The organism is Leisingera sp. ANG-DT (assembly GCF_000813785.1).
Taxonomy (GTDB): Bacteria; Pseudomonadota; Alphaproteobacteria; order Rhodobacterales; family Rhodobacteraceae; genus Leisingera.
This window is the reverse complement of record NZ_JWLE01000013.1, coordinates 91,283-117,347: the sequence shown is the minus strand read 5'-3', so window position 1 is coordinate 117,347 and position 26,065 is coordinate 91,283. Positions and strand designations below refer to the sequence as shown.

Here is a 26,065-nt window from a genome sequence, read left to right as displayed (position 1 = left end):
CTGATTGGCAAGAGGAGCAGTCAGAATGAAGGATCTTGCAGGGACCGCGGCGGCGGTGCAGTCGATCACGGACCGCCAGGATTTGGAGCCGCGTGAAAAAATCAGGCAATTGCTGGCATACGGGAACGAACTGTTCAGTACCTCGTCGGCGCTGGTAAGCAATGTCCAAGGCAGCAAGTACGTTATCGTTTACTGCGTCTCTGAGGAGGCGGAAGTTGATCCCGGCACCGCTTTCGAGCTGGATGACACCTATTGCATCCACACTTTGCAGTCTGACGGGCCGCTGGCGTTTCACAAGGCAAGCGAGTCAGAAATTGCGGGGCACCCCTGCTACAATATGTTCCGCCTGGAAACTTACATCGGAGCGCCGATCCGTTTCGGCGGTTCGGCCTGGGGGACCTTGAATTTCACTGCCGTTGAAGCGCGGGAGCCGTTTCAGGGCGCTGATCTGGACACGATGGCAGCACTGAGCGCGGCGGTCGGCAGGGAACTGGTTGCCGCCGGTCAGGCGGCCTCAGTGCATTCCGGCGTCAGGGTCACCTGATTGCGGCCGGCGTTCTTGGCATCATAGAGGGCCTGGTCAGCCTTTTCGACCAGCGCAGCGGTGCTGCTGACATGGCCGGCGCCGCCCATGACCGCACCGATGCTGATGGTGACCTTGACCGGTTCGGCAGCGCCAGGCACCTGGAACGGGGTGCTGTTGATCGCGTTGCACAGGGCAATGGCCGCCAGGCCTGCTTCTGCCTCGGTGGCGCCGGGCAGGACAGCCATGAACTCCTCGCCGCCAACGCGGGCCAGGAGGTCCGAGGGCCGGAGCACGGCCTGCATACGGCGGGCGGCCTCAACCAGCACGGCGTCCCCGGCCGGGTGGCCGTAAACATCGTTGATGCGCTTGAAATGATCGAGATCGGCCAGCATGACGGCGAATTTCTCGCCGGTTTCAGAGGCGGAATGCGCCACACGGTCCAGGAAAGGCTTGGCATAGCGGCGGTTATAGAGACCGGTCATCGGATCCAGAACCGCGGCGCGCAGGCCGTTGCGGACGCTGTCGCGCAGCCGGTCCTTGCGGATCTTGTGCTGCAGCTGGGCGGTGAGGCGCAGCTCCAGTTCTTCCACATCGAAACCGGTCTGCAGAACGTCATGGGCACCGCGGTCCAGCGCCTCTGCGGCAATCATGGGATCCGTCGGGTTGGGCACCGCGATCACCACAGATTTGCGGGTGGCGGCGCGGGCGCGCAGATCGGCCAGCAGGCGCAGGCCGGGACCGGCCGAGGCCTCGTTCAGCTCAATGATGATGGCATCCGCCGCCGGCGCCTGCATCAGCCCCTGGATGTCGCTGATCGCATGGGTGCGCAGGGCGTAGGGCAGGCGCCCGGCAAGGCGGTCGCGCCAGGCCATTGCAGTGCGCGGATCGTCGGCCACCAGGGCGACGGTGGCATTGCGCAGGTCCTCGGCGCAGGTGCGGTCGCAGAGCGGCAGGATGAACCCGTGCGATGCGTCGCGCTGCAGGTTCAATTCCTCATTGGCGCTGCGGGCGCGCAGCAGGCTGCGGATGCGGGCCTGCAGGATCACGTCGTCCACCGGCTGCTGCAGAACGTCGTCGATGCCTGCCGCCAGTGCCTGCAGCCGGGCCTGGTGGCCCTCCCAGTCGGAAACCGCGATCACTGGCAGGTCGGCCAGCGCCTCATCCGCTGCCAGAGCCTGTTTGACATCGGCGGCGGTGCCATCGGGCAGCGACATGGCGGTCAGCACCAGATCAGGGCGGCATTGCCGCGCGGTCTGCAGCACCTCAGCCACGCTGCCGGCCTGGACGGTATCGTAGTAGGCAGCCGCCAGCTGCACCTTCAGCATGATGCGGTTGGTGGAGACGCCGTCGATGACCAGGATAGTGCCTTGCACGCGGTATCCTTTCGCCCCTTGCAAATCCTATGACTTCCAATTTTGCTGAGACTGGTTAAGAAACCCTTTCGGATTTTTACTAAATTGGCCGCAAAACGGCAGGAGTGTGGAGAACATGCGGATTTCCGCTGACGGAGCAGAGACCCTGGCGCTGAAGGCCTTGGCCTGGCTGGCCGGAAATGATGAGCTTTTACCGGTGTTTCTGGGTGCGACCGGCGCCAGTGAGGCGGATTTGCGGGCGCAGGCGGCGGAACCGGCGTTTCTGGGCTCGGTGCTCGATTTCTTAACGATGGATGATGCCTGGGTGATGCAGTTCTGCGATTCCGAGGGGCTGGCCTATGAGCTGCCGATGCAGGCGCGGATGTCGCTTCCGGGCGGGGAACAGGTGAACTGGACTTGAGAATGGCGCGGGGCGTCCCTAGGGTCCGGCTGGACCCTGAATAAAAGGACCTGCCACATGACGGTTGATGCTTTCCTGTTCGACAAGGACGGAACCCTGTTTGACTTTGCCGCCACCTGGGATGGCTGGGCGGCCGGGGTGCTGGAGACCCTCTCCAGAGGCGACCTTGCGGTAAAGCAGGCGATGGCCGCGGTCATCAGCTATGATCTGGAGCGCGAGGCGTTCAATCCGGACAGCCTGGTGATTGCCGGGTCAAATGACGAAGTGGCCGAAGTGCTGGCGCCATTCGTGCCGGATATGGAGGTTGAGGAGCTTGCGGTTTTCCTGGCGCAGAGCGCGGCAAAGGCAGAGCTGGCGCCTGCGGTGCCGCTGGCGGCGTTTCTTGACGGGCTGCTGACGCGCGGCAAGGTGCTGGGGGTGATGACCAATGACGCCGAGGTCTCTGCCAAGAGCCAGCTGCAGCGGGCCGGGGTGCTGGACCGGTTTGCCTTTGTTGCGGGTTGCGACAGCGGCCATGGCGCCAAACCCGACCCGGATCCGCTGCTGGCGTTCTGCAAGGCGGCGGGGGTGTCTCCGGACCGGACTGCCATGGTTGGCGACAGCCGCCACGACATGGAGGCAGGCGCCGCGGCCGGGATGCAGCGGATTGCAGTTCTGACCGGCATGGCGCTCCGCGAGGAGCTGCTGCCGCATGCAGATATCGTGCTGCCGGACATTGGCCATATCCCCGGCTGGCTGGATCGCTGAGCCTCCCGTTTTCCGCGGCTGATTCCCGCGGACACCCAGCTGCATGAGAGGTTGCCGGTGCACTGGCCTTGTGCGCCGGCTTTTCTTTGTGTCAGACTGGGCACATGTGTACAGAAATGGCCTGCCACGGCGGATAATAGAGGGAAAACGACAGCCGGGGTCGGGAACGGACAGGTTCAGGCGGCTGGGACTGGCACAGTTGGCGGCTAGCAGCACGTTGCAAAATCGGATTCAGGGGAGGCCGGAATGGCAGAGACAGGCGCACGCAAGCGGAGAGGCGGGGGCAGGGCTGGCGCAGCGGCCCGGCGCGGCAGTGAAGTCCTGGAGCAGATGCCCTGGAATCCGCCCAGAAACATCGACCGCCCGACCGAACCCTTGAGCGAGGAGGGCATTCAGGCGATCCACGAAGGCGCCATGCGGATCCTGGAAGAGATCGGCGTGGTGTTCCTGAACCCCGAAGCGCTGGAGATCTTCAAGCAGGCCGGGGTCAAGGTCGAGGGCGAACTGGTCAAAATGGACCGCGATTTCGTGATGGAAATGGTGGGTAAGGCGCCGCGCGAATTCTCGATCACCCCGCGCAACCCGGACCGGACCATTCCGCTCGGCGGCAACCACATCCTGTTCGGCAACGTGTCCTCGCCGCCGAATTATTGGGACATGGAGCTGAACAAGAAGGTGGCGGGCAACCGGGAGCAATGCCGGAACCTGTTGAAGCTCACGCAGTATTTCAACTGCATCCACTTTGCCGGCGGTTACCCGGTGGAGCCGGTGGACATTCATGCCTCGGTGCGCCATCTGGACGTGCTTTTTGACAAGCTGACGCTCACCGACAAGGCGATGCATGCCTACTCCCTGGGCAAGGAGCGGGTCGAGGACGTGATGGAGATGGTGCGGATTGCCGGCGGCCTCAGCCATGAGGAGTTCGAGGCCAAGCCGCATATGTATACCAACATCAACTCCACCTCGCCCTTGAAGCACGACTTCCCGATGATCGACGGCTGCCTGCGGCTGGCACGGCGCGGGCAGGCGATTGTGGTGTCGCCCTTCACACTGGCCGGTGCAATGGCGCCGGTGACCATGGCGGGCGCGGTGGCGCAGTCGATTGCCGAGAGCCTCTGTGCGATTGCGCTGTTCCAGTATGTGCGCCCCGGTACGCCCTGCGTGATCGGTACCTTTACCTCGAATGTGGATATGAAATCAGGGGCGCCGGCCTTTGGCACGCCGGAATACATGCGATCCACCCAGATGACCGGGCAGATGGCGCGGTTCTACGGGCTGCCGATGCGCTCCTCCGGGGTTTGCGCGGCCAACGTGCCGGACGGGCAGGCGGTCTGGGAGACCTCGAACTCGCTGTGGGCGGCGGTGCAGTCGGGCACCAACATGGTTTATCACGCGGCCGGCTGGCTGGAGGGCGGGCTGATCGCGAGCCCCGAGAAGTTCATCATGGACTGCGAGATCCTGCAGCAGATCGAACGCTACATGCAGCCCCAGATCTCTGCCACCGGGCCGGAGGAGATCGCGCTGGATGCGATCAAGGAGGTCGGCAATGACGGCCATTTCTTTGGCATCCAGCATACCCAGGACCGCTATGCCACGGCGTTCTATCAGCCGTTCCTGAGCGACTGGCGCAACTATGAGGCCTGGGAGCAGGCTGGCGCTACCTGGACCGCGGAGCGTGCGCACAAGATGTTCAAGGAGATCATCGGCAGTTTCGAAGAACCGCCGATGGATGCGGGCATTCGCGATGAGTTGGCAGATTTCGTAGCCCGCCGGAAGGCTGAGGGCGGGGCGCCTACCGATTTCTGATTAACGGAAAAACATGAACAGCGGAGCGGCGCCTCTGCTGTTCGTGCCCGCAGGCCGCCAAGGGGAAACCGCCGGAGCGGCGCAGCGGCGCATCTGCGGGTGTGTCTCTGCGGGGTGGCCCCTGCAGCTGGGCAACCAGAACCCTCCTTACAGCTGCAAGCGCGTTGATGCGAACCTGGCCGGTCCGTGCCAGAAGTGATTGGCCAGCGGGCCGGTTGGCATATAATGACCGGGCGGTATGCAATTGTGTTGGCTGACGCTGAGGGTGCAGGTTTCGTGCTAGGGGAAGAAAAAGCGGGAATAATGCGCGCTATTTACCCGGCGCGCGTGCTTTGTTGGGCCTTTATTAACCAGCTGGCGTCAAGACTGTGCCATGGGCAAAGAGGGGCCACTGCATGCACGGTCTGATCAACAGGGCGATTCAGGCTTTTGTGACGAGTACCTACGGGGCTGACCGCTGGGAAGAGGTCATGGAAGAGGCCGGACTCGGTTTTACCGAGTTCGAGGCGATGCTGTATTATACTGAAGAGCAATCGGGCCAGATGCTGGCTGCGATGGAGAGAGTCCTGGCCCGCCCGCTGCCGGAAATGCTGGAGGACATGGGCACTTTTCTGGTGTCCAATCCGCAGGTAGAGGCGTTGCGCCGGCTGTTGCGCTTTGGCGGTGTGAACTACGTTGAATTTCTGCATTCCCTGGATGATCTGCCGGACCGCGCGCGGCTTGCGGTATCGGATCTGCACCTTCCCGGGCTTGAATTGCTGGAACAGGCACCCGACCAGTTCGAACTTGTCTGCCAGCCAGGGCTGCCCGGCTATGCACATGTTCTGATGGGGGTTCTGCGGGCCATGGCGGACGATTACGGCGATCTGGTGTTTCTGGACCACAGCGGGACACTTGGTGGTTCGGAAGTGATTTCAATCACCCTGGTGGAAACCAAATTTGCTGCCGGCCGTGAATTTGACCTGGGGGCGCATTCATTATGATGACACTCCAGCAGCTGACCGGAATGGCAGATGTCGTCTGCCCCATGTTTGTGATTGTCGACAACAAGGGCCGGATCGTTTCGGCGGGTCCGACGCTGAAGAAGCTGCGCCCCAATCTGAAATGGGAGGGGCGCCGGTTTTTCCGCATCTTTGATCTTTCACGGCCGCGCTCGGTGCGTTCGGTGGAGGATCTGGTGGCCTCTGCCGGCAGCAAGCTTCACCTGCAGTTCCGTGACACGCCGCAGACCGGACTCAAAGGTGTGAGCACGCCGCTGCCCGACGGGCAGGGGGCGTTTGTAAATCTGTCATTCGGCATTTCCGTGCTGGAGGCAGTGCGTGACTACGATTTGACCAGCGCCGACTTTTCCCCGACCGATCTGACGATCGAAATGCTGTACCTTGTGGAAGCGAAATCTGCCGCGATGGAAGCCTCCCGTCAGCTGAACCTGCGTCTGCAGGGGGCCAAGATCGCCGCGGAGGAACAGGCCTTTACCGATACGCTGACCGGCCTGAAGAACCGCCGGGCGATGGATCATGTGCTGGCGCGGCTGATAAGCAGCGGCCGGGAATTTGCGCTGATGCACCTGGATCTGGATTTCTTCAAACAGGTCAATGATACGCTGGGCCATGCGGCAGGTGATGCGGTGCTGCAGCAGGCGGCGCGGCTCATGGTGGAATGCACCAGGCAGTCGGACACGGTTGCCCGTGTCGGCGGCGATGAATTCGTGATGATCCTTGAGGGGGTTCTGGACACGGGCAGGCTGGCAGCGATTGCAAAACGCCTGATCCAGCGGCTGGAAGAACCGATTCCCTTCGGCGGCCAGACCTGCCGGATTTCTGCCAGCGCCGGCACCACTCTGTCGACCTGGCAGAAAGTGCCTGATGCCCAGGAACTGCTGAACCAGGCGGACTTGGCGCTGTATGCGTCCAAACGTTCCGGACGGGCCCAGCATTGCTTCTACCGGGAAGGGATGGAGAAGGCGGGCGGCGCCTGTGATGGGGGGGCTGCGTCTTCCCATCCGGCAGCGGCGCAAGGCCCGGCCACCTGACAAATGCCTGCCGCACCGGCAGGCATTCACTTCCGGGGAAATTTCTTCCGCGAGCCGGCTGGCGCCTGCAGGCAAGCACATGCTGCCGCGCGGTATCTTGCGCCAGTCCGCTTGGTGTTCGTTTTTCGGGATAAGTGGCAGCCCGTAGGGGAATCGAACCCCTCTTTCCAGGTTGAAAACCTGGCGTCCTAACCGATAGACGAACGGGCCACGCTGTCTGTGAGGCGCTGTTTACTGATTGCGCCGTGCGGGCGCAAGAGGGATTTTTGCAGAAATTCAAAGTTTTTCTGCGATGGGCCAGTGACCATTAATCAGCTGATATTGAACGAAAAACCATCGCCTGTGTGGCATGTTTCCGGTTTCTGCGATGCTGGGAAAAGTGGCAGCCCGTAGGGGAATCGAACCCCTCTTTCCAGGTTGAAAACCTGGCGTCCTAACCGATAGACGAACGGGCCACTCTGTGCGTGAGCGGGTATTTAGTTGTAAGCGCCGGAACCCGCAAGAGAAAAAATACGCCTTTGTGAAATTTCTTATCCACAGGGGCCAAGTCCTTGAAAAGTCAGGCTTCGGCGGCGTCTTCCAGGCGCAGCTGCGCACTTTGGCGGCCACCCCAGGTGTTGATTTCCAGCCGGCCGGCGAAATGGAAGCGCGCACCGCCGTGCTCCAGCAGCCGCGGTCCCAGTGCGGTATCGAAGGCGCCAAAGCAGATTGCGTCAACTCCGCCGCCCATGCCGTCGCTGAGGGAGAGTTTCAGGTGGCTTTCGCCTACCTTCTTGGCGAACCGCACCTGCAGGTCCGGCAGTGCATAACGCGGGGCAGGGGCACCGGCGCCAAAGGGACCGGCCTGTTCGATCTGTTCGATAAGGTCGACGCTGGCAGCCCCCGGCATCAGGGCACCGTCCAGTTTCAGATCCGCGGGGCCACCCTGGCCTGCGCCCTGTTTGGCCAGCAGCTCGCTCAGGCGCGCCATGGCCGGTTCCAGCTTGTCGCGCATCACGGTGAGGCCCGCGGCCATCTTGTGGCCACCGCCCTTGACCAGCAGGCCCTCGGCGGCCAGTCGCTGGATCGAGGCACCGAGGTCGACGCCGGAGACCGAGCGGCCGGAGCCTTTGCCCTCTTCGCCGTCAAAGCCGATCACAACGGCGGGACGGTTGGCGGCTTCCTTGAGGCGGGATGCGACGATGCCAACCACGCCCGGGTGCCAGCCCTCGCCCGCAGCCCAGACCAGCGGGGCGTCCAGGCCGCGTTCCTCTGCCTGCTCCAGCGCGGCAGCGCGCACCGCGTTTTCGATGTCGCGGCGCTCTGTGTTCAGCTCGTCCAGCCGTTCCGCCAGGGCCGCGGCCTCATGCGGGTTGTCTGTCGACAACAGGCGTGCGCCGAGGTCGGCCTTGCCGATGCGGCCGCCTGCATTGACCCGCGGCCCCAGCAGAAAGCCGAGGTGATAGGTGGAGGGAGCCGAATCCATGCGGGAGACATCAGAGAGCGCCACCAGCCCCGGGCGGTTGCGGGCGCCCATCACCTTGAGCCCCTGGCGCACCAGCGCCCGGTTGGCGCCGATCAGCGGCGCCACATCGGCCACGGTGGCAAGTGCCACCAAATCCAGCAGCGCCATCAGGTCCGGCCCCTTGGTGCCGGCTTCGCGCAGTTGGCGGCCGGCCTCGACCAGCATCAGGAACACCACGCCTGCGGCACAGAAATAGCCCAGGTCGCCGCTTTCGTCCTGCCGGTTGGGGTTTACCACGGCCACGCAGTCCGGCAGTGTTTCGCCACCCAAGTGGTGGTCCAGCACGATCACGTCGGTGCCTTTGGCGGCGGCAATCGGCTCGTGGCTCAGCGTGCCGCAGTCGACGCAGATGATCAGATCATGGGCAGCGGCCAATTCCTGCATCGCCGGCACGTTGGGGCCATAGCCCTCGTCGATGCGGTCGGGGATATAGAGCGTTGCCTGCAAGCCCATTTGCCGCAGCCAGACCAGAAGCAGTGCGGCAGAGCTGCCGCCATCGACGTCATAGTCGGCAAAGACAGCGATCCGCTGCTTGCGCCGGACCGCTTCCAGGAACCGGGTCGCGGCGGCCTCCATGTCTTTCATCTCGCGCGGGTCGGGCAGCAGTTCCTTCAGCTTCGGTTCAAGAAACCCCTTGGCCTCCATCGCGGGCACGCCGCGCCGGGCCAGCACCTGGCAGACAGAGCGGGGCAGGCCGGTCTGCTGCGCCATCATCTCGGACGCGCGGTCCACCTCGACCCCGGGACCAACCCAGCGGCGGCCGGTCAGGGACTGCTCAACACCCAAAAAACTCATGCGTCTGCCCTCATATGCAAAGGCCGGACCCAAAACGGACCCGGCCCTTCTTCTGCTCTGAATATCCCCGCCGGAGGCAGCGGCGCAAGCCGCTTCGAGGCCAGGGGCCGGTTTACTGCTGGTGCGGTTCCAGCGGTGTGCGGTAGGACATGCGGCGTACGGAACCGGTTTTCGAACGCATCAGCAGGGTGGTGGTCTCGACCCAGCCCGGGGTGCGCTTGATGGCGGGCAGCAACGAGCCGCCGGTGACGCCGGTGGCGGCAAAGATCACGTCCTGGGTGACCATCTCGTCACGGGAATAGATGCGGTCCAGATCGGTGATGCCGGCCTTAGCGGCGCGGGACTTTTCGTCGTCGTTGCGGAACAGCAGACGGCCAAAGATCTGGCCGCCCATGCATTTCAGCGCCGCGGCAGCCAGCACGCCCTCAGGCGCGCCGCCCTGGCCCATATACATGTCGATGCCGGTCACATCGCTGTCGGCGCAATGCATGACGCCGGCCACGTCGCCGTCGGTGATCAGGCGGATGGCGGCGCCGGTTTCACGCACTTCGGCAATCATCGCCTCGTGGCGCGGGCGCTCCAGGATGCAGACGGTGATGTCGGAAGGGGCGCAGCCTTTGGCCTTGGCCAGCGCCTCGACACGTTCGCGCGGAGACATGTCCAGCGAGACCACGTTTTCGGGGTAGCCCGGGCCAACCGCCAGCTTGTCCATGTAGGTGTCCGGCGCGTGCAGCATGGAGCCGCGCGGGCCCATGGCAATCACGGTCAGCGCGTTCGGCATGTCCTTGGCGGTCAGGGTGGTGCCTTCCAGCGGGTCCAGCGCGATGTCAACGCCGGGGCCGTTGCCGGTGCCGACTTCCTCACCGATATACAGCATCGGCGCCTCGTCGCGCTCGCCCTCGCCGATCACCACCACGCCGGCGATGTCCAGCAGGTTCAGCTGCTCGCGCATGGCGTTGACGGCGGCCTGGTCGGCGGCTTTCTCGTCGCCGCGGCCGATCAGCGAGGCAGAGGCCAGCGCAGCCTGCTCGGCAACGCGGGCGAGGCCCAGCGACAGCATACGGTCATGAAAGGGCGCGTCAGAGGTGTTCGATGTCATACCGGAAATCCTGTCTCAACGGAAAAGATGTGAATGGGCGTTCCAAGCCGAATAGCGCGGGGCGGGGCAGGCTCGCAAGGGGCGATAGGGGCTGTGGCGGCAGGAAATCCCTGCCGCGGCGCCTAAATCAGCTCAATTTTGCCCCTTTGGCGCGGATCAGACCTCTTCGATGCGCAGGGCGACGGGGGTGCCGTCGACCACGTCGGTGGCAGAGAGGCCCTCAAGCGCGGTGTCCAGGGTGGCGCGGGTGCATTTGTGCGTCACGAACAGCACGGGCGCCACCGGCGCCTTATGGCTGTACTGGCGCATCCGGTCGATTGACACGCCGGCCTCGCCCAGAATGGCCGCGACTTTGGCGAGCGCGCCGGGTTTGTCCAGCAGCCCCATGCGCAGGTAGAACGGCGCCGGCAGGCCGGTCTGGGCGGCAGGCACGTCCTGCAGGGTGCTGGCAGGCTGGCCGAAGGTGGCAATGCGCAACCCGCGGGCGAGGTCAAGGATATCGCCCATCACCGCGCTGGCGGTCGGACCTTCGCCAGCGCCGGGGCCGCGCAGCACGACCTGCTCAATCGAGTCGCCTTCGATCACCACCATGTTGGTGCCGCCTTCCAGTTGGCCCAGCGGCGAGTCGGCCGGCACCAGGCACGGCGACATGCGCTGTTCCAGCCCGCGGGGCGAGCGCTGTGCCACGCCCAGGAGCTTGATGCGGTAGCCCATGTCGGCGGCGTCGCGGATATCTTCCAGCTGGATGCGCTGGATGCCTTCCAGTTCCACTTTTTCAAAGGCCGGTTTGGTGCCGAAGGCGATGGAGGCCAGCAGCGCCAGCTTGTGGCCCGCGTCGATGCCGCCAACGTCCAGGTTCGGGTCGGCTTCCAGATAGCCCAGGCGGCCGCATTCCTCGAACAGGGCGTTGTAGCCCTGGCCGGTGGCCTCCATCTGGGTCAGGATGTAGTTGCAGGTGCCGTTCATCACCCCCATGACGCGGGTGATTTCATTGCCGGCCAGGCCTTCGGTCAGGGACTTGATCACCGGGATGCCGCCGGCCACGGCAGCCTCAAAGCGGATCACCCGGCCTGCGGCCTCCGCCTGTTCCGCCAGTTCCTGGCCGTGGATGGCCAGCAGCGCCTTGTTGGCGGTGACCACGTCCTTGCCTGCGGCCAGCGCGGCCTCAGTTGCGGCCTTGGCGGCACCGTTATGGCCGCCCATCAGCTCGACGAACACATCGACGTCATCGCGCACGGCCAGCGCCACCGGATCGTTTTCCCAAGCATAGTCCTTGAGCGAAACGCCGCGGTTCTTGTTCGGATTGCGCGCTGAGACTGCGGAGATCACAACCTGGCGTCCGGTCCGCGCCTCCAGCATCGCCGCGTGGCGGCGGATGATTTTCACCACGCCGATGCCGACGGTGCCCAAGCCTGCAATCCCAAGGCGAAGCGGTTCTGTCATGGCTGCGGGTCCTTTGTCCGAAACTTGTCCGCCCCGCCTTAGCGGGTTCGGCGCAAGCGTGCAACGCCGCTGCGGAACAAGGCTGAAGGATGCGGGCAGGAATGCCGCGAAGCGGTCAGAGTTCGGCGTTTTTGACGGCTTCGGCGCGGCGTTTCAGGCGGTCGCTGCGAGCATCCAGTTCGTCCTGGAGCTCCTCGCTGGCCTGCTGCGGCGGGTCCAGCGGTTCCAGCGCGTCATCGAGCGGCAGCAGGCGGGGATAATCCGCGCCGCGCAGGTCCGGTGTCAGCCGGTCCTCCAGCTCAGGCACGCGGGTGCAGGCGGCGGCTGCCGTCAACGCCAGAAAAAGTGCGATCCGTGTCCACAGCTGCATTGCCCAAACCTCATGCTTTGCCAGACCGGTTCTAAGGGCTGCGGCGGGGTGGCACAATTGATTTCCCGCAGCTGTTGCGTGATGATCCTGCTGCAGGGTCTTGGCGGGGAAGCGAAGCGGCGGGATTCGCCCTTTTTTCTGAACAACTGTTCAGTTATTGTCGTGCCATGGCACGCACCCAAGGTTCCCATTCCGACATCACCGGCCCCCGCATCCGCGAGGCGGCTTTGCGGCTGTTTGCGCAGCATGGCTATGCCGCGGTTTCGATGCGCCAGATCGCCAAGGAGGTCGGCGTGCAGGCGGGAGCCTTGTATAATTACACGCCGGACAAGCAGAGCCTGCTGTTCAACCTGATGGCGGGCCATATGGCAGATTTGCAGGCGGCATGGGACGCGGTGCCGCAGGCGGGCAGCGCGCTGGAGCGGCTGCGCGCCTTCACCGGCTTTCACATCCGCTTTCACCTGGAGCGCCCGGATGCGGTGTTCATCGCCTATATGGAGCTGCGCAACCTGACGGAGGAGAACTTCACCGTCATCGAATCGCTGCGCCGTGACTATGAAAACGGTGTGGAGGGGATCCTGAAGCAAGGGGTGGAGCAGGGGGTGTTCGCCATTCCCGACACCAAGATCGCGACGCTGGCGGTGATTGCGATGCTGAACGGGGTCAACACCTGGTACCGCTCCGAGGGTCGGTTGTCGCTGGATGAGGTGGAGCGGGTCTATTGGGGCATGGTGCAGAAGGCGGTCAGCACATGAGCTTGCTGGATTTGAAGACAAGCCGCCTGCGGGCAGGGGCGTGGCAAGACCTGACCGCAGCAGAGCTAGAAGGTCTGTTTGCGCCCAAGGTGGTGCAATGGCTGCCGGCCGGTTTCCAGGCACAAGGCGGCGATCAGAGCCGCCGCGATTTCTTGGCCGCGGTGTCGCAGCAGGCAGAGGTGGTTGCCCTTCGCACTGCGTCAGGCGAGGGAGTCGGGCTGATCATCCTGTCCTTGACCGAAGACAGCAGCAGTACAAGGAACCTAGGCTACCTCTTTGCCGAAGCCGTTTGGGGGCAAGGGCTGGCGAGCGAGCTGATTGCAGGCCTGCAAGCGCATTTTCGCGGCAGCGGCGTCACCTTGTCGGGTGGGGTCATGCAGGAAAACGCGGCCTCGGCCCGGGTGCTGCAGAAAGCCGGTTTCACGCAGGCACCTGCGGGTGAAGAAACCGTCTACAGCTGGTATTCCGGGGCCTGACGGCCGGTCAGCTCAGCAGCCCGATCATGTCGTAGTGGTCAATCTGGCGGCTGAGCACCATCGGGTCCTCTTCGGGCAGCACATGCGGCTGTTCCCAGTCCTCACCCGCAAAGGCCTGCAGCGCCTCGACGCTTTCCCAAACCATCACCACGCAGAATGTGGCGGGGGATTCGGGCCGCGGCAGCCCTGCGGTGACCGACACAAGACCAGGCTGGCGCCGCACATGCGGCACAGCCGTATCGGTCAGAAAGGCCTTGAAGTCCTGGATCTTGTCGTCGCGGACGGTGGCACGGAACACCCGGATAATCATCACTCCCCCCATCGGTCTTTGGACGGGGGGAGTATAGCACATCAGGAGTGCGTTTGGCGTGCCGATGCGCTCAGTGCGCGGGCATGTTGCGCCGTGCACAGGGAAAAGTGGGCACCGGTTTTCCCGTTCAGTGCGCGGGCTTGATGAATGTGCCGTTGCGCAGGTCACGGAAGGCCTGGTGCAGTTCGGCCTGGGTGTTCATCACGATCGGTCCGTGCCAGGCCACCGGCTCATTGATCGGCGCGCCGGAGATCAGCAGGAAGCGCACGCCTTCGGGGCCTGCCTGCACGGTGATTTCATCGCCGGTGCCGAAACGGATCAGGGTGCGGTCGCCGGACAGGTCGCGAATGTTGACCTCCTGGCCTGCGACTTCCTTCTCCAGCAGCACGCCCTGGGGTGCGGAGGCATCTGCAAAGGCAGCTTCACCTTCGAACACATAGGCAAAGGCCCGGCGGTAGGTGTCGATCGGGAGGGTCTTTTTCACGCCTGCCGGGATGAAGACGTCCAGATACTGCGGGTCGGCGGCGATTCCATCGACCAGCCCGCGCTTGCCCCAGAAGTCGCCGGCAATCACTTTCACCCGGGTGCCGTCATCGTCGGTGATCTCGGGGATTTCAGTGCCCTTGATATCCTGGTAGCGCGGCGCGGTCATCTTCTGGCTGGCGGGCAAGTTGCCCCACAGCTGGAAGCCGTGCATCTGGCCCTTGGCATTGCCCGCGGGCATCTCCTGATGCAGGATGCCCGAGCCTGCGGTCATCCATTGCACGTCGCCGGCGCCCAGGGTGCCCTCGTTGCCCAGCGAGTCGCCGTGATCCACCGTGCCTGCCAGCACATAGGTGATGGTCTCGATGCCGCGGTGCGGATGCCAGGGGAAGCCGCGCAGATAGTCCTCCGGGTTTTCATTTCGGAAATCGTCAAACAGCAGAAACGGGTCCAGTTCCGACGGGTCCTGAAAGCCGAAGGCGCGGTGCAGTTTGACGCCCGCGCCCTCGGTATGGGGCTGGGCGGCGCGGGTTTCGAGAATGGGTCTGAGGGACATTTCCTGTCTCCTGTGAACGGTGTGTTCCGCTAAGATAGGGTGTGTGCAGCCCTGCGGAAACGGGCCGCAACTCACGCGCTTTGTGCGCAGGTGCACAGAGCTGTCAGCAGCCCGCAGGGCTGCCCGGCCCAACGGGACGCAGGTGCCGCAGGCGCCAAGGACGGGCGGGAGCTTCCCTGTTGCCGGGTGCCGGGCCGGCAAGATAGCCTTGCGGCATGACAGATGCCACGGATCTCATTCTGGGCCTGCGGCCGGACCGGCGCGACGCTGCGCTGCGCCTGATCAATTACATGCTGGGCGAGGGGCGGTCGGCTGCGGACCCCGATCAGGTGCTGGCACAGATGTGCAGCCTGATCCGTGCCGCAGGCCTTCCGCTGCAGCGGGCGGCCTCCATCGTCCAGCTGCTGCATGCCGAGGCGGTGGCAAGCGCACGGTTCTGGGAGCATGGCAAAGGCACCCGCAGCGAGCTGTTTCCCTTCAATGAGGACAGCGGCGATGGCTATGCGCGCTCCCCCGCTGCCGATGTGCACAGCACCGGGGAGTGGGTTGTGCTTTGGCTGCCGGACACACCGGACGAAAGGTACGGGATCGTTCCGGATCTGAAGGCGGAGGGGTATACCCATTACATCATGGCGCCGGTGTTCATGGCGATTGGCACTGCCGGCATTTTCAGCTTTGCGACCCAATCCCTTCAGGGGTTTTCGGAGGATGACCTGCTGTTCCTGCGCGCCGTGTTTCCGGCGCTGGCAGCTTGCCAGGAAGTGCTGGCCACTGCCCGCGCCATGCAGGAGGTGCTGCGGATTTACGTCGGCGAGGAGCCGCAGCGGCGGATCTTGTCCGGCGATGTGCACCGGGGCGAGGTGATGCGGATTCGCTCTGCCATCCTGTTTGCCGACATGCGCCGGTTCACGGAACTGACTGCAAGCATGAGCGCCGAGGAAGCCACCGGGCTGCTCAATGCCTATTACGACTGCATCGTGCCGCCGGTGGAGGCGGCGGGCGGAGAGGTGCTGAAATTGATCGGCGATGGCATCCTGGCGGTGTTTCGCGCCGGGGAGGACGGGGCGCAGACCTGTATTCAGGCGCTTGCCGCCGCCCGGGAAGGCCTTGCGCGGGTCGCCGCCCGTTCTGACCCGCCGCAGTTCGAGGTTGGCGCCGCATTGCACTTCGGCGAGGTGGCATTTGGCAACGTGGGATCGGGGATGCGGCTGGATTACACAGTGATCGGCCGCGACGTGAACCTGGCTGCGCGGGTGGCTGAGCTGTGCGGAGCAAAGGATGAGCGTTTGCTGGTGTCGTCCGAGTTCCGGGAGCGGGCGGGACTTGAGGGGCGGTCGCTGGGAGAACAGCGGCTGAAGGGGCTGCAGGCACCGGAGGAGGTGTTTGCGGTTGCGCTGGAGTGAGCGCGGTCTGGGAGTTCGTCAAAGGGCGTTGCCTGTCGGGCGGGCAGGCCAGCGCGGCCCGTGCAATGATTTCAGGCTTCGTTCCACCACTCCGCCGGTTTGCGCCGCTGCCCGTGTTTCCCTGCCAGCCGCAGTGCGAGCTTGCGCAGCGGGCCAAGCGCCAGTTTCAGCCACAGCCGGTTGCGCCGTTTGGAATAGTCGCGGTTGAACGGGCAGACCCGCATGCAGATGGCGCAGTCAGAAGCCATCTTGGCCCAGAAGGAAAAGCATTTCTCGGCATCCGAGGTCCATTTCCGGACCCCCTTAATCGCCGAGACATTGACAGTTTCCGTTGAGGGCGGACCGTAGGGCAGCGCCTTCACCGGGCAGGCGTCGGCGCATTTGGTGCAGATATCGCAGAACGCCCTCACCCCTAGCGGCTGCGGAGCGTCGTGCGCCAGCGGCAGGCTGGTAAAGATTTTTGAAAACCTGAGGCGCGGCCCGAACTCCGGGGTGATCACCATCTGGTTGCGGGCGTATTCGCCCAGCCCCGCCTTCACGGCGTAGGGGATCACCAGGCCGGTATCGTTCATCGACGGCACCGCCTCATAGCCCAGGTTGCGGATATAGGCGGCAAGCTGCATCACGATGGACGCCTCGTGGCTGTATTCCCGCCCCGTCGCAGCGCCTGCCAGCGCCGAGGGGTAGGTGGCAACCAGCTCCTTCTCCATCTCATGGCCCAGCACGATCACGCTGGTCAGCCCGTCTGGCAGATCATGCGGCGCTTCGGACATGTCGCGGGCATCGACGCGGGTGGTGTAAAGCCAGCGTTCATCCAGATCGGTGATACCGCAGAGGTTGGCACCGAAGAATTTGGCGATGCGCTTCACCTCGGCGGACATCTTTGCCGGGTCGTCGATCTCCAGGGCGTCCTTGGCCACCGGAGTGTCCGGGCGGATGGCGGCCTGGAACCCTTCGCGAATGCCATCCGGCGCCCGGCGGGAGGAGACCACGTCGGAAATCAGCCACGCCGCGTTGCGCAGGGCGAAGTCGCGCTGTGTAAACCCGTCGCCGCGCCGGGGCGCCGCTTCCATCCTGTAGGAGGAGAAGAATTTCGCCGTGTGCTTGGATTTCACGCGGTCATCCCAGAACGCACGGGTGAAGATGTCGTTGCGCTGCGTGAACCGTTCGAAATCATCGGTGACGTCGATTCCTGCGGCTGCGTCGCCATCGCGCTGGGGCGGGGTGTTCTGGGGCCAAGGCATGGGCGGACGCTAACGGGCTGTCCGCTTTCCGGCAAGGGCCGCGGCGCAGGCGATCAACTGAACAAGGAGACAACCCAATCGCGCACCATGGCGGCCTCAGCGCTGTTGGGGGCTTCGCCTGCGGCGGGCATCAGGTAGTGGCCCTGGCCCATCGGGATCTCCGCGCCGGCAACTGGCGCCAGCCGGCCCAGCGAAAGCGGCAGTTCGGCGTAGCGGCGCATCAGCATGGCTACACCGGCGCCAGAGGCGGCCATCTCAATCGCCGCCAATGAAGTATCGACATAGAGAGGTGCGGAGCGGTTCTTGAGCGGAACACCCGTCTGTTCGGACAGGCGCAGCCAGTGATCCTGGTAGCCGTGGATGTGAATCAGTGTCTGGCCGAACAGCTGGTCAACCGAGTGCAGTTCAGCCGCCAGCTGAGGCAGGGCGACCGGAATGACGCTTTCGGCGGAGAGCAAATGCGCGCGGCGGTCGAACCAGCCCGACGGCCCCAGCCGCAGGTCGATATCCACATCCTCATCCTGGGTGCTGTCTGCCCAGACTGCAGAGATCAGCCGGATGCGGATATGCGGGTGGGCGGCATGGAAGGCTCCCAGCCGCGGGGCCACCCACAGGACCGCGGTGGAAACCGGTGCCCGAAGGGTCACTGTCCGTGTCTGCGCATGCCCCAGCAGCCCGCGGGTGGAATAGGCGATATCGGTCAGCGCCTGCGCCACCGAAGGATAATAGGCATGGCCCAGCTGCGTCAGCTCCAGATGCCGGGCGCGGCGGAGGAACAGGGTGATGCCAAAGCTTTTCTCCAGGCTGCGCACCTGGTGGCTGACAGCGGCCTGGGTGAGACCCAGTTCTTCCGCCGCGGCAGTGAAGCTTTGCAGGCGGGCGGCGGCCTCAAAGGCGCGCAACCAGACCAGATTGGGCAGATCAGACATTAGCGTTGCAAAAATTCTTGGGGTCAGGTCGCGTTATTATTCGTTTTTGTTTTGGCTCTGGTCAAGCTAGCCCTTTTGCAAGCGATTACCCCGGGAGGAGATACGGGACATGAAAACGGATATGAAGATCGGCTTCATCGGCCTCGGCAATGTTGGCGGCAAACTGGCAGGCAGCCTGGTGCGCAACGGGCTGGATGTGGCAGTGCATGACCTGGATGCGGCGCTGGTTGAAACATTCGTGGCGCGCGGCGCCAAGGCAGGCGGCAGCCCGGCGCAGATGATGCAGGACTGTGATGCGGTGATCACCTGTCTGCCCAGCCCGGCGGCCTCGGATGCGGTGGTCTCCGAAATGCTGCCGCATGTGACCCCCGGTAAGATCTGGATGGAAATGTCGACCACCGATGTGGCAGAGGTGAAGCGCCTCGGAGCCCTGATCGTCGAGCGCGGCGGCGAGGCTGTTGACTGCCCGGTCTCCGGCGGCTGCCACCGGGCCGATACCGGCAATATCTCGATCTATGCGGGCTGCGAGCGTGCCACCTTCGACCGCATCCTGCCGATCCTGACCACCATGGGCCGCCGGATTCTGCATGTGGGGGAGATCGGCAATTCCTCGACCCTGAAAGTGATGACCAACTACCTGGCCAATCTGAACTTGCTGGCGGTTATGGAAGCGCTGACGGTGATGAAGGCCTGCGGCATGGATCTGGGCATGACGTTCGAGGCGATCTCGATGTCTTCCGGAACCTCCTTTGCGCATGAGACCGAAAGCCAGCTGATCCTGTCCGGCTCGCGCGATGTGAATTTCACCATGGATCTGGTGATGAAGGATATCGGGTTGTTCCAGACCCTGGCCGACCGGCACAACGTGCCGCTGGAACTGTCGCCCCTGATGATCGAGATGATGAAGGATGGCCAGCGCCGCTATGGCGAGCGGGCGCAGTCCGACCGGATGATCGAACGCCTGGAAGAAGCCACCGGCCTGTCGATCACCGCACCGGGCTTCCCGCAGGAGCTGATCGACGATGAACCGGAAGAGCCGGGCTATGAGGTAGTCGTGCGCCGCGCTGCTGCGGAATAAGTTTCCCCAAACGGCACGGCTGCAGTCAGTCCCCGGTGCGCCGGGGGCTGTTTTCTTTTGCCGATCCGGTCTATGCCCGGCTGAGCAGCATAGGGGAGCAGCGGATGAGCAAGGAAGTTCTGGCCACAATCGAGGCCTCGGCCAGCCGGCGTGTGATGGGAACGGTGATGCTGGGTTTGACCGGCTGCCTGCTGGTCTATGTCGCCTTTGCGGCCCCGCCGTCGCCGGCCTGGCTGGTGTTCCTGGTGGTGGTCGGCGCCGCTGCGCTCTGGCTGGCTGTGCGGATGTGGCAGGCAACCGTGCACCGGATCGAGCTGACGGCAGAGGAACTGCGCTGTTCTGACGGCCAGGTGATTGCGCGGGTGGCGGATATCGAAACCATCGACCGCGGCTTTTTTGCCTTCAAACCGTCCAACGGGTTCCTGATCCGCACCGGCACCCAAGGAAGCAGGGCCTGGATGCCCGGGTTGTGGTGGCGGTCCGGCCGCCGGATTGGCATCGGCGGGGTAACGCCCGGCTCGCAGGGCAAGGCGATGTCGGAAATTCTGGCCGCGATGCTGGTGCAGCGCGGCCAGGGGTGATTGTTCGGTCAAGGAGATGATCAGGCTGGCGGCGAGACCTTTTCGGCGTCGTCGTTGTGGTTGTTGCCATTGCCCTTGTCCTCGACAAAGACCACTTGCGGTGCAAAGCGCGGACGGGTGAAGACGAAGTTCTGCACGTCCAGTTTGGGCAGGCCGACGTTGAAGACCGGGTCGACCTCGTTCCAGGTCTCCACCAAGATCACGCGTTCCTGATCTGGCATGGTCGGCAGGTGTGCCTCGACATTGCTGATCGACCCGTCGTCCCATTCCGAAAAGGCGGACCCGCGGACCTTGGACCAGTCGACGTAGTAGCGCTGGTCATCTTCATCCCAACGGACCACCGAAATCCGTGTCGAGAACTGCGAGTCGGCACGGACCAGTTCGCCGGCAAGCATGTGCATGCTGTCGATGTAGGTCTCGTTCACATAGTTGGTCTCACGCGAGATGAGGTCCGAGATCGTGTAGGCCGCCTTCAGGTTGATGCTCTCCTGCCGGAAAGCGTCAAAGAAAGTATAAACGGCGGCAAACAGACCCAGCAGCAATGGTGCGTAGACGGCGAATTCAAGAGCGACGTTGCCTTGGGTGTCTTCGGCGAATTTGCGCAGCGGCCGGGGTGTGCGGCCGGGCAGGCGGCGGGACAGAAAGGTCAGCATGGCGTTACCTCGGTTCCTGGACAAATGCGGAAGATGCGATCAGCTGGACGCGGCCGTCTGCATCTTTGTGAAGGTTTTTCCCAAGTCCCCAGGTCGGGAACAGCGGATCAAACTTCATGCAGGCCCGGACGAACATCAGTTCATTGGACTGGCCGTTTTCGAAGGTGCGGACCGGCTGAACCTCTTCGACTAGGTTCGTGCAATCCGGCGTCTGGTCGATCGAAGCCATGTTGAACGGGTCGAGGCGGATCATTTCCAGGCGCAGGGACGTTGAACATTCCTGAATAAAGCCGGAGCGGTCGCAGATCGCATTGCGCAGCGCGTCGTGCTGCATGTCAGCGCCGGTGCTGAGACGGATGTCGCGGACGGTCTGGTCCAGCGCGCGTTCCAGCTGTGAGTGGCGCAGATTGATCATGCCCAGTTCGATGGTGGACATCAGGATCAGAAGGAAGCCGGGGATGACGAGGGCAAACTCCAGCGAAGCATTGCCATCCTCACGAAGCCGGAACCGGCGCAGGGCGGTTTGGATACGGTTTTTCATTGGGTGAGCCTCAGCTGACGGATAGAAGTCGCGATTGACGAGAAGGCGTCGGTGATCTCCAGGCCTTCCACATCAAAGAAGTGAGCGGGCGAGCTGGCGCAGTCCTCGAGCACCTTGATGCCGCCGGACGGAGCCTCAAAGCCGACCGAATACACGATCACGCCTTGGTCCTTGGTGATGTCGCACATGGTCTTGGTGTGCTGGTCCTTGGCGACGCGGTTGTGGAAATAACGGCCTGCGTTAAACCAGTCGGCCCAGGCGCTGTTGCTGAACTCGTAAATGTAGCGCGCAATCCAGGCCAGGGAGGCACGGGCGTGCAGCTCCGGATAGGTCAGGCGGACGGAGGACCCTTCTTCGCTATTAGTTGTGCAGCTGTAGTAGTCGCAGGTCTCATAGGTGCCTTCGCCGTAGGGGTGGTCTTCCCAGCGGTTCATATGCTCCCAGTAATAGTTCTTCTCGCCGTTGGAGTGGTAGACGGAATAGGCATCCGCCGTCGCGTTGTACCACACGTCGGAGTCGCCTTCCCGGCGCGACGGGTTCACCATATACTGGTTGGTGTTCTGGCCGTCGGACATCAGGACGATGATCTTCAGCGTGTCGCCGCTGCCGTAGTCGGTCGGCCGGTCGACAAAGGATGCGTCGATCACACCGTCGGCGATCAGGTCGTTCACAACGTCGCGTGCTGTCGGATCCAACAGGGCGCCGCCCCATTTCATGCCGATATCGATGGAGGTGTTGCCTCCCGCTGTCAGCTTGTCGATATGCGCGTGCAGCAGATCGGCATCGTTGGTCAGAGGCAGGATCTCAGAGCCTTCCCGGGTGGGGCAAACCGGCGAGGAGATCATGTTCTCCGAGTAGGTGAACGTATCGAAATGCGCGGTGCGCTCCAGGTTTTCATCCCGGTCCAGCGTGTGTTTGCTGAACTGGTCCTTGATGAAGTTCACACAGTAGGAATAGTCGTGCTCCTGCGTGACGTTGGTGTATTTGCTGAGCAGGGCCTGCCCCGCATTCACCTGCGTGGCGTAGGGAATGATCGAAATCGACAGGTTGCTGGTGTCCGTGTTCTGGGTGATCTGATCCACGAATGTATGTGCCGCCGACTTGAGGTTGGTCAGGCGGTTGTTGCGGGACATTGAACCGGAAATGTCGAGCACCATGGAGATTTCAACGGAGCCGATGGTCTCTTCGGCCCGCGAGTTGGCATAAACCGGGAGGTCGCCAACACCGGCAAACTTCAGCAGGTGCACTGGAAATGTTGCGTTGACCGTGCTTTCCACACTCTTGTAGCCCAAGGACTGCTGCACGTCCGGCGTCTGATAGTAGTCGGCCAGACCGGCTTTGGTGAGGTAGTCCTGAACCACAGCCGCGGGCTCCTGCTGCTGGTCAAGGTCGGCAGCAGCAAGCACCGCCCGGTCGAGGGTGTATTGCAGATTGGTGCGGTCGCGCTCCATCCGCATCAGGTCGACGCCGATGCCGCCGATGGCGAGCATAAGAAACAAGGTGCCGATCATCGGCTTTGCCAGAACGCCATCCTCTTCCCGCAGGAAGCCTTTAAGCTTGTCTCGACAGCGCAAAATGAGCGGATTGCTCAGCGCAGTGGAATTCTTATGGTGCATACTCATCTAAATACCCCCTTCCGGCTGGGGAACGTGCCAGCCCGGCTTCTGCAGCGGAATTCCATTAATTAATGCTTGGTAAAGTGGGCGGAATTGGGGCGGGAATTTGCCGAATTGCCTTCGATTGTAATGGTGGGGAATTCCAATCCCGCGTGATTCCGCGGGGTTGTGGCGCAGGGAGAGACAATCGCCTCCCCAGAAATAGCGAATCGACCGTCACATGCCGGTAAGCGATTCTTTTTGGCCGCAAATGGTCAAAAAGGTCGCACTCCTTAAGTAACTCTGCATAGAGTGAATCCATCATCGGCAGCGAGTCGATGTTTGATTACGGAGAAATTTTTCATGAGCAGCCGCACAGAGCCGAGCTTCCGCGAGAGCGTGGACCTGATGTTTAACCGGGCAGTGAAACTGATGGACCTGCCGCCGGGGCTGGAGGAGAAGATCAGGGTTTGCAACGCGACCTACACGGTGCGCTTTGGCGTGCGCCTGCGCGGCGCCATGCATACGTTCACTGGCTACCGGTCGGTGCATTCGGAGCATATGGAGCCAGTGAAGGGCGGTATCCGCTATGCTACTGGCGTGAACCAGGACGAGGTCGAAGCGCTGGCGGCGCTGATGACCTATAAATGCGCTCTGGTGGAGGCCCCGTTCGGGGGCTCGAAGGGCGGTTTGTGCATTGATCCGCGCGAGTATGAAGAACATGAGCTGGAGCTGATCACCCGCCGCTTTGCCTATGAGCTGGCCAAGCGCGACCTGATCAACCCGTCGCAAAACGTGCCCGCGCCTGACATGGGCACAGGCGAGCGCGAGATGGCCTGGATCGCAGACCAGTACGCGCGGATGAACACCACCGACATCAACGCCAAGGCTTGCGTCACCGGCAAGCCGCTGAATGCCGGCGGCATTTCCGGCCGGGTTGAGGCAACAGGCCGCGGCGTGCAATACGCCCTGCGCGAGTTCTTCCGGTATGAGGAAGACAAGGCCGCAGCAGGATTGTCCGGCAAGCTGGATGGCAAGCGGGTCATTGTTCAGGGCCTCGGCAACGTGGGCTATCACGCGGCCAAGTTCCTGTCGGAAGAGGATGGCTCGCTGATTACCGGCATTATCGAACGGGACGGTGGCTTGCACAGCGCTGATGGCCTGGACGTGGAGGCGGTGCGCAACTGGATTGTCAAACACGGCGGTGTGTCGGGTTACCCGGACGCGCAGTATGTCGAAGACGGCGCCGTGCTGCTGGAGGAAGAGTGCGATATCCTGATCCCGGCGGCACTGGAAGGGGTGATCAACCTCTCCAACGCCGAGCGCGTCAAGGCACCGCTGATCATTGAGGCTGCAAACGGTCCAGTGACCGCCGGTGCGGATGAGATTCTGCGCAAGAAGGGCTGCGTGATCATTCCGGACATGTATGCCAACGCGGGCGGTGTGACGGTGTCCTACTTCGAATGGGTCAAGAACCTCAGCCATATCCGCTTTGGCCGGATGCAGCGCCGTCAGGAGGAAGCGCGCCACCAGCTGGTGATCGATGAGCTGCAGCGTCTGGATGACGTGATGGGGAATACCTGGTCGATGTCGCCGGACTTCAAGGACAAGTACCTGAAGGGGGCGGGCGAGCTGGAGCTGGTGCGCTCCGGCCTGGATGACACCATGCGGGCGGCCTACCAGTCGATGCGCGAAGTCTGGCACAGCCGCGACGACGTGACCGATCTGCGTACCGCCGCCTATCTGGTGTCGATCGACAAGGTTGCCAAGAGCTATCACGCCAAGGGTCTCTGACCGCGCGCAAGGCCTGGCAAGGAGCAACGGGGCGGGGAGGAAACTCTCTGCCCCTTTTTTTGCGTCTAACCCGCATTGCGTCACCTGCCGTCGCAAATAGAACTAGACACAAGTGAATAGTTCGTGTGTTTTGCGGCAAAGCCATGCTGATGTGCAGCAACTTGAGCCTTGGGGCTAGGAGCAGCACGTGAAAGCGGGTAGCAATGCGGCCAAGGCCCGGACCAGATTTTGCCGGGCGGCGGAAGTGATTTGACGGGGAGGGACGACATGCGGTTTTCGGGCTGGCGTGTGCTTCGCGAGGGGCTCACCGGAAACAAGGGGTGGAAGCCCCATTGGCGGGATCCTGAACCCAAACCCGAATATGACGTGGTGATCATTGGCGGCGGCGGCCACGGGCTGGCAACGGCCTATTACCTCGCCAAGGAACACGGCATCACTAACGTTGCGGTGCTGGAGAAGGGCTATCTGGGCGGCGGCAACGTTGGTCGCAATACCACAATCGTGCGGGCGAATTACTATTTGCCGGGCAATTCCGAGTTCTATTCCCACTCGCTGAAACTTTGGGAAACCATGGAGCAGGACCTGAACTACAACGCGATGATGTCCCAGCGCGGCATCATCAACCTGTTCCACAACGACGGCCAGCGCGACGCGGCGGTGCGCCGGGGCAACTCGATCGTCAATCAGGGCGATGATGCCGAGATCCTGAGCCGGGAGCGGGTGCGCGAGCTGGCGCCGTTCCTGAATTTCGAGAGCAATCGCTTCCCGATCATGGGCGGGCTGATGCAGCGCCGGGCTGGGACTGCACGCCACGACGCTGTCGCCTGGGGTTATGCCCGCGGCGCGGACATGCGCGGAGTGGATCTGATCCAGAATTGCGAAGTCACAGGTATCGACGTCGAGAACGGCAAAGTGGTGGGGGTGCAGACTGCTCGCGGCCCGATCCGCGCCAAGAAGGTCGCGCTGGCCGCGGCTGGCCGCTCAGGCCAGGTTGCGGCCATGGCGGGGCTGACGCTGCCGATCGAAAGCCATGTGCTGCAGGCCTTTGTCTCCGAAGGGCTGAAGCCGATTGTTGACCATGTGATCACCTTTGCCGAAGGGCATCTCTATATCAGCCAGTCCGACAAGGGCGGCATGGTGTTCGGCAGCTACCTGGATTTCTACAGCTCCTACGCTGCACGGGGGAACCTGCCGATGGTGGAGCACACGATGGAGAGTTTCGTGGCGATGGTGCCGGCTCTCAGCAAGGCGCGGCTGTTGCGCAGCTGGGGCGGCATCATGGACATGACGCCAGATGGCTCGCCCATCATCGACCATTCACCGATTGATGGCCTCTACCTGAACTGCGGCTGGTGCTATGGCGGCTTCAAGGCAACGCCGGGATCGGGCAGCGTCTATGCGCACTTGATCGCCACGGACCGCCCGCATGGGGCCGCCACGAAACTGAAGCTCGACCGTTTCCGCAGCGGCGTTGGCCTGATGGACGAGGAGGGGACCGGTGCGCAGCATAACCTGCACTAAGCGTTTGGAGCACGCCGGGCATGCCTCCGGCGGGAGTATTTTTGCAAAGAT

At 63.2% G+C, this 26,065-nt stretch carries 25 protein-coding genes and 2 tRNA genes; 13 read left to right on the top strand and 14 right to left on the bottom strand.

The window, feature by feature from the left end; translation table 11 throughout:
* Positions 1 to 25: 25 nt before the first annotated feature.
* Positions 26 to 544 carry a GAF domain-containing protein gene (locus tag RA21_RS14285; RefSeq protein WP_019296562.1) on the top strand — a complete coding sequence of 173 codons (519 nt, stop codon included), beginning with the start codon at positions 26 to 28 and terminating at the stop codon, positions 542 to 544.
* On the opposite strand, the gene RA21_RS14280 is transcribed toward RA21_RS14285, so the two are convergent.
* Positions 505 to 1,899: a diguanylate cyclase gene (locus RA21_RS14280; protein WP_039149998.1), complete on the bottom strand. Its 1,395-nt coding sequence runs from the start codon at positions 1,897 to 1,899 to the stop codon at positions 505 to 507. The genes RA21_RS14285 and RA21_RS14280 overlap by 40 nt on opposite strands.
* A gap of 115 nt (positions 1,900 to 2,014) precedes the next feature.
* On the opposite strand from RA21_RS14280, the gene RA21_RS14275 reads away from it, so the two are divergent.
* From RA21_RS14275 to RA21_RS14250, 5 genes are all read left to right on the top strand, one after another.
* The gene (locus RA21_RS14275) at positions 2,015 to 2,299 is read left to right on the top strand and encodes a DUF3572 domain-containing protein (RefSeq protein ID WP_019296564.1); all 285 of its coding nucleotides are present in this window, start codon (positions 2,015 to 2,017) and stop codon (positions 2,297 to 2,299) included.
* A 57-nt stretch (positions 2,300 to 2,356) separates the two neighbouring features.
* A complete protein-coding gene (locus RA21_RS14270; protein WP_039149995.1) occupies positions 2,357 to 3,046 on the top strand; it encodes an HAD family hydrolase in 690 nt (229 codons plus the stop codon).
* A gap of 246 nt (positions 3,047 to 3,292) precedes the next feature.
* Positions 3,293 to 4,852, top strand: a complete 1,560-nt coding sequence (locus tag RA21_RS14265; protein WP_039149992.1) for a trimethylamine methyltransferase family protein — start codon at positions 3,293 to 3,295, stop codon at positions 4,850 to 4,852.
* Between the two features lie 395 nt (positions 4,853 to 5,247).
* Positions 5,248 to 5,835, top strand: coding sequence for a heme NO-binding domain-containing protein (locus tag RA21_RS14255; protein WP_019296567.1), 588 nt, complete (start codon positions 5,248 to 5,250; stop codon positions 5,833 to 5,835).
* Positions 5,832 to 6,884, top strand: coding sequence for a GGDEF domain-containing protein (locus RA21_RS14250; protein ID WP_039149987.1), 1,053 nt, complete (start codon positions 5,832 to 5,834; stop codon positions 6,882 to 6,884). Before RA21_RS14255 ends, RA21_RS14250 begins: the two co-directional genes overlap by 4 nt.
* Positions 6,885 to 7,019: 135 nt before the next feature.
* Here the strand turns inward: RA21_RS14250 and RA21_RS14245 are convergent.
* From RA21_RS14245 to RA21_RS14220, 6 genes are all read right to left on the bottom strand, one after another.
* A tRNA-Glu gene (locus tag RA21_RS14245) sits at positions 7,020 to 7,094 on the bottom strand.
* A gap of 170 nt (positions 7,095 to 7,264) precedes the next feature.
* Positions 7,265 to 7,339: transfer RNA gene (locus RA21_RS14240), tRNA-Glu, on the bottom strand.
* Between the two features lie 104 nt (positions 7,340 to 7,443).
* Positions 7,444 to 9,183 carry a single-stranded-DNA-specific exonuclease RecJ gene (gene recJ / locus RA21_RS14235; protein WP_039149983.1) on the bottom strand — a complete coding sequence of 580 codons (1,740 nt, stop codon included), beginning with the start codon at positions 9,181 to 9,183 and terminating at the stop codon, positions 7,444 to 7,446.
* Between the two features lie 112 nt (positions 9,184 to 9,295).
* Entirely contained in the window at positions 9,296 to 10,282 is a 987-nt protein-coding gene (gene glpX / locus RA21_RS14230) for a class II fructose-bisphosphatase (RefSeq protein WP_039149981.1), read from the bottom strand.
* 156 nt (positions 10,283 to 10,438) lie between these two features.
* Positions 10,439 to 11,725, bottom strand: a complete 1,287-nt coding sequence (locus tag RA21_RS14225; RefSeq protein WP_019294757.1) for a homoserine dehydrogenase — start codon at positions 11,723 to 11,725, stop codon at positions 10,439 to 10,441.
* 115 nt (positions 11,726 to 11,840) lie between these two features.
* The gene (locus RA21_RS14220) at positions 11,841 to 12,095 is read right to left on the bottom strand and encodes a hypothetical protein (RefSeq protein WP_019294756.1); all 255 of its coding nucleotides are present in this window, start codon (positions 12,093 to 12,095) and stop codon (positions 11,841 to 11,843) included.
* A gap of 167 nt (positions 12,096 to 12,262) precedes the next feature.
* Here RA21_RS14220 and RA21_RS14215 point away from each other — a divergent pair, with 167 nt between their 5' ends.
* Together RA21_RS14215 and RA21_RS14210 are read left to right on the top strand one after the other, a co-directional pair.
* Entirely contained in the window at positions 12,263 to 12,850 is a 588-nt protein-coding gene (locus RA21_RS14215) for a TetR/AcrR family transcriptional regulator (RefSeq protein ID WP_039149979.1), read from the top strand.
* A complete protein-coding gene (locus tag RA21_RS14210; RefSeq protein ID WP_039149977.1) occupies positions 12,847 to 13,326 on the top strand; it encodes a GNAT family N-acetyltransferase in 480 nt (159 codons plus the stop codon). Before RA21_RS14215 ends, RA21_RS14210 begins: the two co-directional genes overlap by 4 nt.
* 7 nt (positions 13,327 to 13,333) lie before the next feature.
* Here RA21_RS14210 and RA21_RS14205 read toward each other — a convergent pair whose 3' ends face one another.
* Positions 13,334 to 13,636, bottom strand: a complete 303-nt coding sequence (locus RA21_RS14205) for an antibiotic biosynthesis monooxygenase family protein (protein WP_029204658.1) — start codon at positions 13,634 to 13,636, stop codon at positions 13,334 to 13,336.
* A 127-nt stretch (positions 13,637 to 13,763) separates the two neighbouring features.
* Positions 13,764 to 14,675: a pirin family protein gene (locus RA21_RS14200; RefSeq protein WP_019294752.1), complete on the bottom strand. Its 912-nt coding sequence runs from the start codon at positions 14,673 to 14,675 to the stop codon at positions 13,764 to 13,766.
* A 215-nt stretch (positions 14,676 to 14,890) separates the two neighbouring features.
* Here RA21_RS14200 and RA21_RS14195 point away from each other — a divergent pair, with 215 nt between their 5' ends.
* The gene (locus RA21_RS14195) at positions 14,891 to 16,078 is read left to right on the top strand and encodes an adenylate/guanylate cyclase domain-containing protein (RefSeq protein WP_039149975.1); all 1,188 of its coding nucleotides are present in this window, start codon (positions 14,891 to 14,893) and stop codon (positions 16,076 to 16,078) included.
* Between the two features lie 71 nt (positions 16,079 to 16,149).
* Here RA21_RS14195 and RA21_RS14190 read toward each other — a convergent pair whose 3' ends face one another.
* Positions 16,150 to 17,322: a 4Fe-4S double cluster binding domain-containing protein gene (locus tag RA21_RS14190; protein ID WP_039149972.1), complete on the bottom strand. Its 1,173-nt coding sequence runs from the start codon at positions 17,320 to 17,322 to the stop codon at positions 16,150 to 16,152.
* Positions 17,323 to 17,375: 53 nt separating this feature from the next.
* Entirely contained in the window at positions 17,376 to 18,251 is an 876-nt protein-coding gene (locus tag RA21_RS14185; RefSeq protein WP_019294749.1) for a LysR family transcriptional regulator, read from the bottom strand.
* A gap of 121 nt (positions 18,252 to 18,372) precedes the next feature.
* Between RA21_RS14185 and RA21_RS14180 the strand changes: the two genes are divergently transcribed.
* Both RA21_RS14180 and RA21_RS14175 read left to right on the top strand, forming a co-directional pair.
* Entirely contained in the window at positions 18,373 to 19,329 is a 957-nt protein-coding gene (locus tag RA21_RS14180; protein WP_029204657.1) for an NAD(P)-dependent oxidoreductase, read from the top strand.
* Positions 19,330 to 19,433: 104 nt separating this feature from the next.
* Positions 19,434 to 19,910, top strand: a complete 477-nt coding sequence (locus RA21_RS14175; protein WP_029204656.1) for a hypothetical protein — start codon at positions 19,434 to 19,436, stop codon at positions 19,908 to 19,910.
* 20 nt (positions 19,911 to 19,930) lie between these two features.
* Here RA21_RS14175 and RA21_RS14170 read toward each other — a convergent pair whose 3' ends face one another.
* The 3 genes from RA21_RS14170 to RA21_RS14160 are packed head-to-tail and all read right to left on the bottom strand — an operon-like array spanning position 19,931 to position 22,720.
* On the bottom strand, positions 19,931 to 20,563 hold the full coding sequence (locus RA21_RS14170; protein WP_019294746.1) for a TadE/TadG family type IV pilus assembly protein: 633 nt from the start codon (positions 20,561 to 20,563) through the stop codon (positions 19,931 to 19,933).
* Positions 20,564 to 20,567: 4 nt separating this feature from the next.
* Complete coding sequence (locus RA21_RS14165) at positions 20,568 to 21,104, bottom strand: TadE/TadG family type IV pilus assembly protein (RefSeq protein ID WP_019294745.1); 537 nt, start codon at positions 21,102 to 21,104, stop codon at positions 20,568 to 20,570.
* A complete protein-coding gene (locus RA21_RS14160; RefSeq protein WP_082008957.1) occupies positions 21,101 to 22,720 on the bottom strand; it encodes a TadE/TadG family type IV pilus assembly protein in 1,620 nt (539 codons plus the stop codon). The genes RA21_RS14165 and RA21_RS14160 overlap by 4 nt, the downstream gene beginning before the upstream one ends.
* 342 nt (positions 22,721 to 23,062) lie before the next feature.
* On the opposite strand from RA21_RS14160, the gene RA21_RS14155 reads away from it, so the two are divergent.
* Both RA21_RS14155 and RA21_RS14150 read left to right on the top strand, forming a co-directional pair.
* A complete protein-coding gene (locus RA21_RS14155) occupies positions 23,063 to 24,493 on the top strand; it encodes a Glu/Leu/Phe/Val family dehydrogenase (RefSeq protein ID WP_019294743.1) in 1,431 nt (476 codons plus the stop codon).
* 267 nt (positions 24,494 to 24,760) lie between these two features.
* Positions 24,761 to 26,014, top strand: coding sequence for a sarcosine oxidase subunit beta family protein (locus tag RA21_RS14150; protein WP_039149966.1), 1,254 nt, complete (start codon positions 24,761 to 24,763; stop codon positions 26,012 to 26,014).
* The last annotated feature ends 51 nt before the right edge of the window (positions 26,015 to 26,065 follow it).